Source organism: Pseudomonas sp. 3MA1, assembly GCF_029237275.1.
In the GTDB taxonomy this organism is placed as follows: Bacteria; Pseudomonadota; Gammaproteobacteria; order Pseudomonadales; family Pseudomonadaceae; genus Aquipseudomonas; species Aquipseudomonas fluorescens_AP.
The window spans coordinates 555,846-568,841 of the sequence record NZ_JAACFX010000004.1 but is presented as its reverse complement, the minus strand read 5'-3'; the positions used below and the strand labels follow the sequence as shown (position 1 = coordinate 568,841).

Annotated in this window: 16 protein-coding genes; 11 read left to right on the top strand and 5 right to left on the bottom strand. The window is 63.2% G+C overall.

What is annotated here, in order from left to right:
• Positions 1 to 14 precede the first annotated feature (14 nt).
• Together GWQ44_RS15125 and GWQ44_RS15120 are read right to left on the bottom strand one after the other, a co-directional pair.
• Positions 15 to 230 (bottom strand): helix-turn-helix transcriptional regulator, encoded by a 216-nt coding sequence (locus GWQ44_RS15125; protein ID WP_016963103.1) that lies wholly within the window; start codon positions 228 to 230, stop codon positions 15 to 17.
• 9 nt (positions 231 to 239) lie between these two features.
• Complete coding sequence (locus GWQ44_RS15120; protein ID WP_016963102.1) at positions 240 to 818, bottom strand: hypothetical protein; 579 nt, start codon at positions 816 to 818, stop codon at positions 240 to 242.
• A 305-nt stretch (positions 819 to 1,123) separates the two neighbouring features.
• Here GWQ44_RS15120 and GWQ44_RS15115 point away from each other — a divergent pair, with 305 nt between their 5' ends.
• Positions 1,124 to 1,375: a helix-turn-helix domain-containing protein gene (locus tag GWQ44_RS15115; RefSeq protein ID WP_016963101.1), complete on the top strand. Its 252-nt coding sequence runs from the start codon at positions 1,124 to 1,126 to the stop codon at positions 1,373 to 1,375.
• On the top strand, positions 1,375 to 2,571 hold the full coding sequence (locus GWQ44_RS15110; RefSeq protein WP_275927679.1) for a type II toxin-antitoxin system HipA family toxin: 1,197 nt from the start codon (positions 1,375 to 1,377) through the stop codon (positions 2,569 to 2,571). The genes GWQ44_RS15115 and GWQ44_RS15110 overlap by 1 nt, the downstream gene beginning before the upstream one ends.
• A gap of 239 nt (positions 2,572 to 2,810) precedes the next feature.
• On the opposite strand, the gene GWQ44_RS15105 is transcribed toward GWQ44_RS15110, so the two are convergent.
• A complete protein-coding gene (locus GWQ44_RS15105; RefSeq protein ID WP_275927678.1) occupies positions 2,811 to 3,287 on the bottom strand; it encodes a DUF6392 family protein in 477 nt (158 codons plus the stop codon).
• A gap of 352 nt (positions 3,288 to 3,639) precedes the next feature.
• Here GWQ44_RS15105 and GWQ44_RS15100 point away from each other — a divergent pair, with 352 nt between their 5' ends.
• A complete protein-coding gene (locus GWQ44_RS15100; RefSeq protein WP_016963098.1) occupies positions 3,640 to 3,900 on the top strand; it encodes a hypothetical protein in 261 nt (86 codons plus the stop codon).
• A 62-nt stretch (positions 3,901 to 3,962) separates the two neighbouring features.
• Here the strand turns inward: GWQ44_RS15100 and GWQ44_RS15095 are convergent, their stop codons facing one another.
• Both GWQ44_RS15095 and GWQ44_RS15090 read right to left on the bottom strand, forming a co-directional pair.
• Positions 3,963 to 5,168 carry a CynX/NimT family MFS transporter gene (locus GWQ44_RS15095; RefSeq protein WP_275927677.1) on the bottom strand — a complete coding sequence of 402 codons (1,206 nt, stop codon included), beginning with the start codon at positions 5,166 to 5,168 and terminating at the stop codon, positions 3,963 to 3,965.
• A complete protein-coding gene (locus tag GWQ44_RS15090; RefSeq protein WP_275927676.1) occupies positions 5,155 to 5,616 on the bottom strand; it encodes a nucleoside deaminase in 462 nt (153 codons plus the stop codon). Before GWQ44_RS15090 ends, GWQ44_RS15095 begins: the two co-directional genes overlap by 14 nt.
• Before the next feature lie 155 nt (positions 5,617 to 5,771).
• Here GWQ44_RS15090 and GWQ44_RS15085 point away from each other — a divergent pair, with 155 nt between their 5' ends.
• The 8 genes from GWQ44_RS15085 (at position 5,772) to GWQ44_RS15050 (ending at position 12,555) form a co-directional block, all read left to right on the top strand.
• Positions 5,772 to 6,644, top strand: coding sequence for a LysR substrate-binding domain-containing protein (locus tag GWQ44_RS15085; protein WP_199009339.1), 873 nt, complete (start codon positions 5,772 to 5,774; stop codon positions 6,642 to 6,644).
• Positions 6,645 to 6,822: 178 nt separating this feature from the next.
• Entirely contained in the window at positions 6,823 to 7,146 is a 324-nt protein-coding gene (locus GWQ44_RS15080) for a hypothetical protein (RefSeq protein ID WP_016963092.1), read from the top strand.
• A 418-nt stretch (positions 7,147 to 7,564) separates the two neighbouring features.
• On the top strand, positions 7,565 to 8,380 hold the full coding sequence (locus GWQ44_RS15075; protein ID WP_179598749.1) for an energy transducer TonB: 816 nt from the start codon (positions 7,565 to 7,567) through the stop codon (positions 8,378 to 8,380).
• Positions 8,381 to 8,435: 55 nt separating this feature from the next.
• Positions 8,436 to 9,161, top strand: coding sequence for a MotA/TolQ/ExbB proton channel family protein (locus GWQ44_RS15070; RefSeq protein WP_103741667.1), 726 nt, complete (start codon positions 8,436 to 8,438; stop codon positions 9,159 to 9,161).
• Between the two features lies 1 nt (position 9,162).
• Positions 9,163 to 9,564 carry a biopolymer transporter ExbD gene (locus GWQ44_RS15065; protein WP_110722563.1) on the top strand — a complete coding sequence of 134 codons (402 nt, stop codon included), beginning with the start codon at positions 9,163 to 9,165 and terminating at the stop codon, positions 9,562 to 9,564.
• A gap of 330 nt (positions 9,565 to 9,894) precedes the next feature.
• Positions 9,895 to 10,476: an alpha/beta hydrolase gene (locus tag GWQ44_RS15060; RefSeq protein ID WP_047300912.1), complete on the top strand. Its 582-nt coding sequence runs from the start codon at positions 9,895 to 9,897 to the stop codon at positions 10,474 to 10,476.
• Between the two features lie 58 nt (positions 10,477 to 10,534).
• Positions 10,535 to 11,455 (top strand): sigma 54-interacting transcriptional regulator, encoded by a 921-nt coding sequence (locus GWQ44_RS15055; RefSeq protein WP_275927675.1) that lies wholly within the window; start codon positions 10,535 to 10,537, stop codon positions 11,453 to 11,455.
• A 317-nt stretch (positions 11,456 to 11,772) separates the two neighbouring features.
• Positions 11,773 to 12,555: a MetQ/NlpA family ABC transporter substrate-binding protein gene (locus GWQ44_RS15050; protein ID WP_016962818.1), complete on the top strand. Its 783-nt coding sequence runs from the start codon at positions 11,773 to 11,775 to the stop codon at positions 12,553 to 12,555.
• The last annotated feature ends 441 nt before the right edge of the window (positions 12,556 to 12,996 follow it).

Here is a 12,996-nt window from a genome sequence, read left to right as displayed (position 1 = left end):
ACAAACGCGGGGGGTTACGCAGGCTCGCTGGCCTGATACTCCAGCAGGTCGCCGGGTTGGCAGTCGAGTGCAGCGCAGAGTTTGTCCAGGGTCTCGATTTTCATCCCCTTGACCTTGCCATTTTTCAGCAACGACAGATTCGCCTCGGTAATGCCCAGGATGGCGGCCAACTCTTTGGAGCGAATCTTGTTTTTAGCCATGACAACGTCAAGCCGAACGATAATGGTCATCTCATTGTTCTATATGTAGTGACTGTGCTCATCACTGAGGACTTTGGCGTCGCGCATGATAATGGAAAACGAGCAGAGCAAGATTCCTTTGACCACCTCATAGGCCGCGTAGGACGAGAAGCCCGCGGAGATCTGCAGAATGCGCTGGCCGGGCGGCAGGTCGAGGGACAGGGCCAGGCCTTGCAGGGTTTCCATCATCGGGAAGGTGGCCGGGGCGACGATCCACAGCATGCCCACGCGCCAGAGGATGCGGATGTTGCGATCGCTCCAGGTTTCGCCGCGCGACAGGCGCAGGAAGAACACCCCGGTCAGGTACAGGGCGAAGCTCGACAGCAGCAGCGGCAGGAAGTCGAGAATCACCAGCAGGGCGAAGCTTGCGGAGGAGAGTTTGAAATCGGCTTCCAGCAGGCGGGGCGAGTGGTCGGCGAAGACGCTGAGCAGGGCGCCCAGGACCTGGTCCTTGTTGTAGATCCACATTCCGGCATTGCCACCGACCTCGACTACACCCATGACCCAGGCCAGGATCGCGGCCAGCAGGCCGACCCGTCGTAAGCGGTATTGGGCCGAGCCGTTGATTTGGGAGTGCATGCGTTATTCCTTGCAAAACTTGGGGGGTGGCGAATTATTGATAAATAATTATCGAATTACAATAATTTATTTCTCTAGGATTGTTCTCGTCTAGTCGCCTGGAATGATGTTGTGGCGAGGGAGCTTGCTCCCGCTCGGGCGCGTAGCGGCCGCAAGACCTGTGCTTGCGACAGTCTGGGAGTACATACCCACTATCGAAGCCTTTCACCCACCGCCACGGAGTGTGAGCCCCCACAGCGTCCCTTTGATTTTTCGCCATGTTAGGTATACGTTACATTCAATCAATTTTGTTGCGTATAGAGAACATGGACTACCTCCTTATCACCGCGCGCCTTGGCGAGCAGGTTCGCCAGCGTCGACTGCATCGTGGCCTGACCCAAGCCAGCCTGGCTGCCTTGGCCGGCGTGACCCGGCAGAAGGTCATCGCCATCGAGCGGGGCGACTTGTCGGTGGGCATGGCGGCCTATGCGCGGGTGCTGGGAGCCCTGGACTGTGAATTCACCCTGGTGCCTGCCGCGATGCCCACATTGGACGAGATCCAGGGAGTGTTCGACTGATGGCCACGGTGCTGCAGGTAGCCACCCCGGCCGGTGAGAGCGGGAAAATCCACCGTGGCGCTGGCGATTATCTGTTTCGCTATCGCGATGATGCCCGGGCACCGGCGGCAATCAGTCTGCTGATGCCCGTGCGGTTGGATGACTACCGTTATCGGGAGTTGCACCCGATCTTCCAGATGAACCTGCCCGAAGGCTATGTGCTGGAGCAACTGCGCAACCGCCTGGCCAAGGTGGTGAAGGTCGACCCGATGTTGCTGCTGGCGCTGTCCGGCAGCAGTGCGCCGATCGGGCGGGTCGCGGTGAGCTCGCCCGAAGTCGATGGGCTGTTGCAACGACAGCGGTTCCCCGGGGAAAAACTGCAGGAAATCCTCGCGTGGGATGGCACCGAGGACATCTTTGCCGACCTGGTGGACCGCTACATCCTGCGTGCCGGGATATCCGGCGTGCAGCCCAAGGTGATGGTGCCGGAGCGGCATGACGCCGCGTCGCAGCGTTTTACCTCGAACACCTCAGAGTTGATCATCAAGAGCGGCCGGGACGAGTTTCCGGGATTGGCGATCAATGAATTCCTGTGCATGTCGGTGGCCAGGGAGGCGGGGATGGCGGTGCCCGAGTTTTACCTCTCCGATAACGCCAAACTGTTCGTCATGCGCCGCTTCGACCGGGACGAGCAGCTCGGTTGCCTGGGGTTTGAAGACATGGCGGCGTTGATGGGGCTGGGTGCGGAGCAGAAATACAGCAAGAGCTATTCGGCCATTGCCAAGGCCGTTCGCCTGTTCTGCCCGCCTGAGCAGGTGCCGGGTTCACTGGCGCAGTTGTTTGCCATGGTCAGCCTGAGTTGCATCGTGGGGAATGGCGATGCCCACCTGAAGAACTTCGGGCTGTTGTATTCCGATCCTGGCCAGCGCGATGCACGGCTAGCGCCGGCCTACGACATCGTCAACACCACGGCCTACATCCCGCAGGACGTGCTGGCCCTGGATCTGCTGGGCAACAAGTCCCTGTTTGCTTCGCGGCAGGGGTTGCTGGAGTTTGCCAAGGTCTGTGATGTGGCTCGTCCGCAAGAGGTCATTCGCGGGCAGTTGGACGCACTGGAGCGGGTGTTGAGCCGATCGGCCGGATGGGGCGAACGGGCACCGCATGTCGTCGCGGCGATCCGGCAATGTGCCGAGCCCTTTATGAAAACCTTTGGCTAGTGCCTGCGTTCGGCCATCGTGTCTAAGGGGGCAGGAAGATCAAAAGCCAGAGCAAGATCAAAATCTGACGGCGGCCTGCCGGCCGGCCTATCTCTGTCTTCCTCCACGTTCCCTGTAGCCGCTGCCGAGCCTGCGAGGCTGCGAAAAGGACCGCAGGGCCTTGCTTGGCGATCTCGCGCCGGTCCTCTGACGCCTGGCGGATCGCCGCGAATCCTAAAGAGCCACTCTGTGCAGTCGAATCAGTCGCGCTGCGGCTCCAGCAAGTCAAACGACAGGACTCTGATCTGCATGTCGGCGCTATAGACGAATCCAACCCGAGCACTGGGATGCAGAGGCTCCGGCAGGCGGTAGCTCTCCCAGGCGTTGAGCATGCATTGCCCATCGGCTGATGGCCTGCGTTCCCCCGAGCGCAGGGGCGTGCCCAGCAGCTCGCGAATGTCGGCGTGGGTCATGCTGCGTGAGAACGGGGCGGGCAGTTCGCCGCTGTAGAACGAGCGCCCCTGTTCAAGGGGCATGAGTTCGATCAGCACCTTTTCCAGGGCCAGGCTGTCTTCCCAGAAGTCCAGCATCAGGCCGGGCTCGACGACCACGGTCAGCCAATCGAATTCATCGTAGATCTTGTCCGTCGGGCGCTCGATGCGCTCTCCCTGGGCGATCAGTTCTGCATGGCTGAGCCCGAGGCTCTTTACCCAGCGGCTGAGGGTGTCGGCGTCCATTGCGATTCCTGTGTTCTGGGTATCGAGAGGGGATTCTACTTGGGGTCGATGGAAGGGAATGGCAATACTTCGGCGATTGTTCCGCCAGGACCTCCTGCCTATAGTCCGGCCTGTCACCGACGCATCGGTGACCGATCTTAGCCGGTCGAAAAACAGAGTAATGGATGCACTTCCTGCCTCATAATGCCTAGCGCTTGTCGCTTGGTGTTTGTTATGGCGGCTGTGCGCGGGACACCTTCGGGTGTGCCGGGTTTCTCCATTACTGGCCCGGCCGGCTAACCCGCGTACAGCTGCCACCCCTCTTGTTTAGCCGCAACGGGTGTCAGCTCCACACAGTAATGGAGATGTACCCATGTCCGAGTTCACCCCGCTACAAAGCAATCTCACCCCCACCCCGGTGCTCTACCTCAACCCTGCCGCCCCTCTGGCCGATCTCTATGGCTGCGCTGTGCAGCGGATCAAGGCCACTCGCGATCTGATGCACAGTCTCAACTGCCTGAGCATCAAGGGTGTTGCCGATCAGGACCTGAGCCATGTGGCCAATGCCGCCCACCTGCTGCTGCAGGACGGCTGCGATGTGCTGGATGCATTGCAGTGGCGGATCGAGGGCTGATCCGTACCTTGAAGCCTGTCCGCCTGCGAGCCCTCGCAGGCGGCATCGATTGACGGCCGCGCTCAGGTCGCTGGCGCGACAGTGCCGACAGCGGCCCGGGCCCGATAGCTGGCCGGGCTGAAGATTCGCGTCAACAGCAGCATCGCCAGGACACCCACGATCAACACCCACCAGGCGCTGACAAAGCTGCCGGTGACTTGCCGCAGCCAGCCGCTGAGCCACGGCGAGACGGCGTTGATCAGAAAACCCACGCCCTGGACAAAAGCCGCCAGTTGCCCGGCTTCCCGGGGATCACGGCGGTGATCCAGGGTCAGGATCAGGCTCAGGGCAAAGCACGCGCCGAGGCCGAAGCCGATCAGCGCCACCCACAGGTGCGGGCTCTGCAAGGGCCACAGCACCAGCCCGAGAAACCCTGCGGCCTGGGCCGCGAGGCTGATGCCCAGCAGTGGGCGGCGGTCGCTGCTGCGCTGGGCCAGGGCGGGCATCAGCAGGGCGGCGCTGACTTGGAAAATCGTCATGAAGGCCAGCAGCGAGCCGCTTTGGGTAGCACTCCAGCCCAGCTGCAAGTAGTAGGCCGGCAGCCACGCCACCATGCTCATGTAGCCGCAGTTCACCAGGCCGAAATACAACGCCAGCAGCCAGGCGCGGCGGTTGCTCCAGAGCCCGGCCCGGGGCGCCGGGGGGCCATTGCGGCGTCCTGCGCCCAGGGGCAGGCACAGCCACAGCAGCAGGGCGGCCATGGCCGGCAGCACCCAGATGCCCAGTCCCACTTGCCAGTTGGCGAAGTGGCTGGCCAGCTGCGGGCTGAGCAGGGCGGCGATGCCACCACCGCCCATCAGCGACGCCGAGTAGACGCCCATGGCCAGGGCCACGCGCTGTTGAAACTGGCGCTTGATCAGCGTCGGCACCAGGGCCTGGATCAGGGCCACTCCGGCGCCGCCGAGCAGGGCGGTGGCGAGCAAGGCCGCGGCCTGGCCGAAGAACAGCCGCACCAGGCAGGCCAGCAGCACCAGCAGCAAACCCAGGGACACGCCCCGGCGCTCGCCCAGGCGGGCTTCGATCCGTACCCCGAGCAGGGCCACCAGGCCCATGCAGATCACCGGCAGGCTGGTGAGCCAGGCGCTGCTCTGGAAGCTCATGCCGGTGGCGCCGCGGATCTCGTTGAGCAGCGGGCTGACCGAGCTGAGGATCGGCCGCAGGTTCAGGCCCAGGCACATCAGCAGCGCCCAGCCGGCGAAGGTCTTGAAGGCCGATTCAGTTCGCGGCATGACGCGCCTGCCAGTCCTGGTACAGGGCGGTCATGGCCGCCTGGGGCAGGTGCAGCAGCGGCAGGCGCTGGGCTTCCAGGGGCTTGCTCAGCTGTTGGTAGATGGCCGCGGTGGACAGGCCGAACGGCTCTGCTTGTTCATTGCTGGCGGCGAACACCGCGCGGGACACGCCGCACAGGTACATGGCGGCCAGGCACATGGGGCACGGCTGGCCGCTGGCGTAGATCACGCAGTCGTCCAGGCGCGGGCCCAGTTGCCGGCTGGCGGCGCGGATGGCCAGCATCTCGGCGTGGGCGGTGGGGTCCTGGCTGAGGTGGATTTCATTCACCGCCTCGGCCAGCACCCGGCCGTTGCGCACCAGCAGCGCGCCGAACGGACGGCCGCCCTGTTCGACATTGCGCCGGGCCAGTTCAACGGCCCGGTGCAGGAAGAGTTGATCGTCGTTCATCAAGGTTTCCGAGCAAGAGGGGGGATCGGCACGTTCTGAAGTTGCCTCGCAACGGCGGGTCCCGATTGCAGAGGGGAAAGTATGCTGAGCGGCCCTGGTATTCTGAAATTAAATATAACCATGCCAATCAGTGGCGTTGAGGATGGTAGGTCAAGATGCTCGATCCCGTGTTGCTCCGCAGTTTTGTCGCCGTGGCCGACAGCCAGAACTTCACCCGCGCCGCCGAGCGCCTGCACTTGACCCAGTCCACGGTGAGTCAGCAGGTTCGACGTCTGGAAGAGAGCCTGGGCTGCCAGTTGCTCGACCGCGACCAGCGCCGGGTGGTGGCCACGGTGGAGGGCGAGCGCCTGCTGGCTTATGCCCGGCGCATTCTGGCGCTGCATGAAGAGGCCTGCGATGTGCTGGTCAACCAGCGCGGCGAGGAGGTGCTGCGCCTGGGCGTGCCGGAAGATTTTGCCGCCGAGCGCCTGATGCCGATGCTCTCGCGCTTTGGCCGCGACTATCCGGCGGTGCGCCTGGAAGTCACCAGTGGTCTGGGGCCGGAGTTGCTGCGTCAGTTCCGTCGTGGCGAGTTCGACTTGCTGCTGGTCAAGCAGATGGGCCACAGCGACGACTGCGTGGAATCCTGGCCCGAGCCTTTGTGCTGGGTCGATAGTGTTCGCCAGCCCGCCTTTGGCCGCGATCCACTGCCGCTGGTGGCGTTCCCGGTGGGCGGTTTGTATCGCCAGGAAATGCTCCACCACCTGGAAGTCGGCGGCTGGCCCTGGCGCATCGCCTATTCCAGCGCCAGCCTGGCCAGCGTCTGTTCGGCAGTGGCGGCGGGCCTGGGTATCAGCCTGTTGCCGGTGCGGGTGCTGGGCAAGGGCCATCGGATGCTCGATGCCGCCAGCGGTTTGCCGGATATCCAGGGCGTGCGCCTGGCGTTGTACGCCGGCAGTGGCCTGAGTCGGGCCGGCAAGGCGTTACAGGAGCAGTTGCGCGCAGTGGCCAGCGTCAAGCCGCAAGTTGAAAACACCGGGAAGTTATAAGTGCTGTTGTTTCGGTCATAACTTATAGAGGGCCGATTGCAGGCTATAGCTATTTAATTAGTTGTTGCGCAAGTTTGTTTTGGACAGAGTTATAAACGCCGACCATGCTGGGTTTGTGAGTTCCAGGAGGAACTTGCTTCATTGGACGAAACATTCAACCGCATAAGGAAACCCGCATATGTCGAGCATCAATGGCACCTATGTAAACTCCAACGCTGACGCCCGTCTGGTCGTGACCGACGGCAACGACTCCAACGGTTCGTTCAGCGGTGAGTTGACCCAGGCCGGGGTCAAGTACAGCGTCGCCGGGCATTACCACTTCCAGAACAGCACCGGGCAGCCGACCATCATCAATGTATCCGGCTACAACGATGGCTACGGCTACCAGGCCTGGGCGCTGTTTTCACCCGATCACAACTATTCCCGGTTGCGTGCCTCCGGTGCCCGCAGCAACTTCAGCGGCGATGTGGTCGGCCTGAGCGGTGAGTTCGTCAAGCAATAACCCGCTCGATAATAAACAGCCGCTGAATACGCGCTGCCTTATATAAGGTGGCGTGCCGGTTCAGCGGCTTTGTCGTGTCCGCTTGTAAAGTTAATTAAGTACATGGGCGCTGAAGTTGGTTTCGAGTGCAATGGAGTTCTATTGTTTTTCTGCACTAACAGGCCTGTTTCGATGCTTTGCGGGAATATTTTCAATGCCTGCAAGGCATGGCGTTTTTCCCTCTTGGCTACAGCCCTTGAATCACGGGGCCTGAGCTGTTCCGGGTGAATTCAATATTCCGTTTCGGTCTATCTATAACTTGAAAGATTACTTTAAGAGATAAGCGCGGGGCACTGATCATTGGCCCCGCGGCACCGTTGCGTGGGGGGTGTTCAAACGCCGGTGCCGGGTTTTTCAAAAGATCGTAGGGAGTGAATCCATGGGCAATGTCCAGACCGCCGCCAGTGCACACGAGGTGCTGTGGCGCCAGGCACCGAGCGGCGAGTTGGTCGACCTCGGCCGGCCTCACCGCTCGCCGCTGGGCCAATTGCGTCTGCAACGCACGCCCAAGGGAATTTTGCGCCGCCGGGAGGCATTCATCCTTGGCGCGGCGGCGCTGCTGCTGCATGCGGCGGTGATCTACTGGCTGAGCCAGAAACCGACCCCGGTGCTGCCGATCGTGCCGCCGGAAATTCCGCCCATGACCATCGAATTCTCGCACCCGGCGCCGCCTGCAGTGGAGCCGCCTCCGCCTGTGCCGGTACAGCCGGTGGTGGAGCCACCACCGCCGGTGGAGGACGAGCTGGCGGTCAAGCCGCCACCGCCCAAGCCGGTGCCTAAACCCAAGCCCAAGCCAGTGCCCAAACCCGAGCCCAAGCCTGCGCCCAAGCCGGTGCAGCAGACGCCGGCACCGCCGCAGCCGGCCGCTCCGGTAGCCGCTCCGGCACCGCCCGCGCCACCGGCTCCGGCCCCCGTGACCCCGGCTTCGGCCAGCGCCGCGTACCTGAAGAACCCGGCGCCGGAATACCCGTCACTGGCTCAGCGCCGGGGCTGGGAAGGCACGGTGCTGCTGCGGGTGCACGTACTGGCCAGCGGCAAGCCGGGGGAGATCCAGATCCAGAAGAGCAGCGGTCGCCAGCAGCTCGACGATGCGGCCCTGGCCGCGGTCAAGCGCTGGAGTTTCGTTCCGGCCAAACAGGGCGACGTGGCCCAGGACGGCTGGGTCAGCGTACCCATCGACTTCAAGATTCATTGAGCCGCAAGGCCGATCAACCAACACGTGCTAAACGCTTACACAGAGGGAACACATCATGACGTTACTGGCATCTCCACTGGAATCCATCGAAAGCGCGGTGATCTGGCTGTTGGTGGTCTTCTCCGTCGCCACCTGGGGCCTGGCCCTGGTCAAGGGCGTGCAGTTCGCTCGTCTCAAATCCCAGGATCGCAAGTTCCACAATCAGTTCTGGGCGGCGTCCAGCCTCGACTCCGCCGCCCCGTTGAGTGAAACCCAGCCCGGCGCGGCGGCCCGGGTGGCCCAGGCCGGCTATGCGGCGATCCAGGTTGGCGAAGCGCCCCATGCGGCGGACCTGAGCCAGGCAATCAACCACCAGGACCGTCTCGAACGTGCCCTGCGCCAGCAGATCGTGCGTGAGCGTCGTTCCCTGGAAACCGGCCTGGCGGTGGTTGCCAGTATCGGCAGCACCTCGCCCTTCATCGGCCTGTTCGGCACCGTGTGGGGGATCATGGAAGCCCTGAAAGGCATCAGCGCGGCGGGCTCGGCGAGCCTGGAAACCGTGGCCGGGCCCATCGGCGCGGCCCTGGTCGCCACCGGCGTGGGGATCGCCGTCGCGGTGCCGGCGGTGCTGGTTTACAACTACTTCCTGCGGCGCCTGAAGCTCACCGCCGCGGACCTGGACGACTTCGCCCACGACTTCTACAGCCTGGCGCAGAAGAACTCGTTCCGCGTGCTGATCCACCCGAGCCTGCACAAGGCCGCGGCCCAGGGCAGCCAACAGAAAGTCAAGGAGGCGTCCTGATATGGCCTTCTCCACCCAAGACAGCGATGAGGTGCTGAGCGAGATCAACGTCACGCCCCTGGTGGACGTGATGCTGGTACTGCTGGTGGTGTTCATCGTCACCGCGCCGCTGCTGACCAACGCCATCCCGATCAACCTGCCCAAGACCGAGGCCGTGGCCCCGGTGGAGCAGAAGGACCCGCTGGTGGTGAGCATCGACGGCACCGGCAAACTCTTTATCAACAAGGACCAGATCCAGCCGGACCTGCTGGAAACCAACTTGCAAGCGGCCAAGGCCAAGGACCCGCAAGTGCGGGTCCAGCTGCAGGCCGACGATGGCGTCAACTACGGCGAAGTGGCCCGGGCCATGGCGTCCATCGAGCGTGCGGGCATCACCAAGCTGTCGGTGATTACCGCGCGCTGACACCGAGCAACAAAGCCACGACTTTTCAGGCCGTCTCCTTGGCAGGGTGCGGCCTTTTTTTTGTCTGGCGAAAAAGCCCCCGCAGAACTCCCTTCGCCGGCAAGAACACCCCCGCAATCGCGCCAACTGTAGGAGCTGGCTTGCCAGCGAAGGCGTCCTCAAGGTTGCGCAAGAGCTGATGGCCTCTTCGCCGGCAAGCCGGCTCCTACGGAGGGCAGGGGATGTTTTATATTCGTTTAAGGTATTAATAAATAGCTTCTTATTCCTTAACGAATATAAATCCCCTCCCTATACTCGTCCGGGAACAGACACGCAGCAGGAGAGTTCCCCATGCGCAACGCATCCATTCGCTACTTGATTGTGCCGGGCTGGCAAGGATCGCCAGAAGATCATTGGCAAACCCATTGGCAGAACAGCCTGCCCAACAGTGCGCGGGTGGAGCAGGCCGATTGGCTGACGCCGCGTCGCGAAGACTGGGTGGCGGCCCTGGCGGAAGCCATCGCCGCCGACGACACGCCGGTGATCCTGATTGCCCACAGCCTGGGTTGCATCACCGTGGCCCACTGGGCGGCTCGCGCGCCCGTAGCCGCGCTGCGCCAGGTGCGCGGGGCGCTGCTGGTGGCGCCGGCGGATGTCGAGCGTCCGGCCTGTGCCCCGGCGCTGCGCAATTTTGCGCCTATTCCTCGGGACCTGCTGCCGTTCCCCAGCCAGGTGGTCAGCTCGGACAACGACAGCGCGGTCAGCGCGCCGCGTGCCCTGGAACTGGCCCGTGACTGGGGCGCCGAAGCCGGGATCCTGGCCGGTGCCGGGCATATCAACGTCAAGTCCGGCCACCAGCGCTGGGAGCAGGGCTTTGCCTATCTCTACCGTCTGCAGAACCGCGTGGAGCAACACGCGCGGCGTCGTGCCTGATCGTCCTTTTCCTGTTTAAGCGCCCCCGTCCCCAGGCGGCCTGGGGCGGGAGTCTGCCATGAGTCCTCATACCCCTTTCGGCCAGCCGCTGCTGACCTTTCCCGATGCGGAAAAAAGCCCCCTGAGCATCCGCGCCAAGGCGCTGGTGTTCGTCGATCCGCGTTCGCGGCAACTGCGTGAAGAGCTGGAGCACTTGGCGCCGCGTGCGGTGTCGGTGCTGATCCGCGGTGAAACCGGCACCGGCAAGGAGCTGCTGGCCCGGCACATCCACCGCGCCAGCGACCGCAGCGGCCTGTTTGTCTCGGTCAACTGCGGCGCCATCAGCCCCACCTACGCCGACGCCGAACTGTTCGGCTACGCCGCCGGCAGTTTCAGCGGCTCGGCCAGCAGCCGCGCCGGCTGGTTCGGTTCGGCCAATGGCGGGACCCTGTACCTGGATGAGATCGGCGACCTGCCGCTGCCGATCCAGACCAAGCTGCTGGCCGCCCTGGAGAACCACGAAGTGACCCGGGTCGGCGCCCAGCAGCCAAGCCCGGTGGATGTGCGCCTGGTGGCGGCCACCAGCATCGACCTGGCCCAGGCGGTGGCGGCGGGCAAGTTCCATGAGCGCCTGTATCGCTACCTCAGCGAAGGCCAGCTGGAATTGCCGGCGCTGCGCGAACGGGTCGGGGACATCGAGTCCCTGGCCGAGTACTTCCTGGGGATCTACAGCCAGCGCCTGGACCTGCCGGTGCCGCTGATCAGCGAAGCCGCGCAACAGGCCCTGGAGCGCCACAGCTGGCCGGGCAATACCCGGGAGCTGGAGAACGTCATTCACTTTGCCCTGCTGGTGAGCAGTGGCGAGGAGATTCTTCCCGAGCACCTCAACCTGCCGCCGACCCCTTCGCCGCTGGAGCAGATCGAGCAATTGCTGCGGCAGATCAGCGAATCCGGCACCCCCGCAGAGCGCCAGGCCCTCGAGCGCCTGCTGGCGGTGTAGCCGCTGCCGCAGGCTGCGACCGGCTGCGCAGCAGACGCCAAACCGTTCCCCACGATCCTGCTGGAGAGCCCCGATGGCCCCGGCGCCGACTGCGTCGTCGTTCGCAGCCTGCGGCAGCGGCTACAGGGGGCGGTGGGGCGCGTTGGCGGGCTGTCTGGCTGTATGAACAAAATGGAATATGAACGTGAATAAAAGATATTGTTCGGGAATAAAAAATCTCGGTATTGTCCGCTTCACGCCAGCAGTGGCACTTCACTGGCACCGCAATCAGCCCCCTATTTGAAGCCGTCGTCGATCCCGACACCTAAGGACCTTGCATGAAAAAAGTTCTGTTGTTCACCGCACTGGCGGCAGCCCTGAGCGCCGGTATTGCCCAGGCCGGCGAGAAGCTGGTGGTTGCCGCGACTCCGGTGCCACACGCCGAGATCCTTGAGCTGATCAAGCCCACCCTGGCCAAGGAAGGCGTGGACCTGGAAATCAAGGTGTTCACCGACTACGTGCAACCCAACGTGCAGGTCGATCAGAAGCGTCTGGACGCCAACTACTTCCAGACCCTGCCGTACCTGAAGAACTTCAACGAGGGCAAGGGCACTCACCTTGAAACCGTGATCGGTGTGCACGTCGAACCCTTCGGCGGCTACTCGAAGAAGGTCAAGTCCCTGGCCGAGCTCAAAGACGGCGCCACCATCGCCATCCCCAACGAAGGCAGCAACAGCGGCCGCGCCCTGATCCTGCTGCAGAAGGCTGGCCTGATCGAGCTCAAGGACCCGAAAAACGCCGTGTCCACGCCCAAGGACATCGCCAAGAACCCGCACAACTTCAAGTTCAAGGAACTGGAGTCGGCCATGCTGCCGCGGGTCCTGGATCAGGTTGACCTGGACATGATCAACACCAACTACGCCCTGGAAGCGGGCCTGAACCCGGCCAAGGATGCGCTGGTGATCGAAGGCGCCGATTCGCCTTACGTGAACTACCTGGTGGCGCGTCCGGACAACAAGGACAGCGCGGCGATCCAGAAGCTGGCCAAGGCCCTGACCAGCCCCGAGGTGAAAGCCTTTATCGAGAAGAAATACAACGGCGCGGTATTGCCAGCGTTCTGATGAACTAGGCTACTGACGCGATAAACCCCTTCAGGTTTGAACGCCGACGGCTATGACAGCGTCGGCGTTTTTTATTGCCTTCGTAAAAGCCGTAGGAGCCGGCCGGGCGGCGAAGAGGCCGTTGAGTTTTGCATCGCTCTTGCGGGCGCCTTCGCTGGCAAGCCAGCTCCTACACAAGCCAGCCCTTGAAGCGGAGCGCTTTAGGCGCTGGGTTGGGTGGCGCGGCGCAGGGCTGCCAGCCATTTCATCAGTTCATGGGGGTCCAGCGGTTGCGGGGTCTTTGCATCGGCCATGGCGGTCGTCCTTGAGAAGTGCAGCGTCCGGTGGGGCTGTACGAGCGCGAAAGAACCCGGCAGGCCCGGCAGAAAAGGTAGTAGCTCGGCGCCAGCCCGGCAAATCCGCGGGTTAGGTTTTTGGGTGATATCAATATGCCTTAACGGT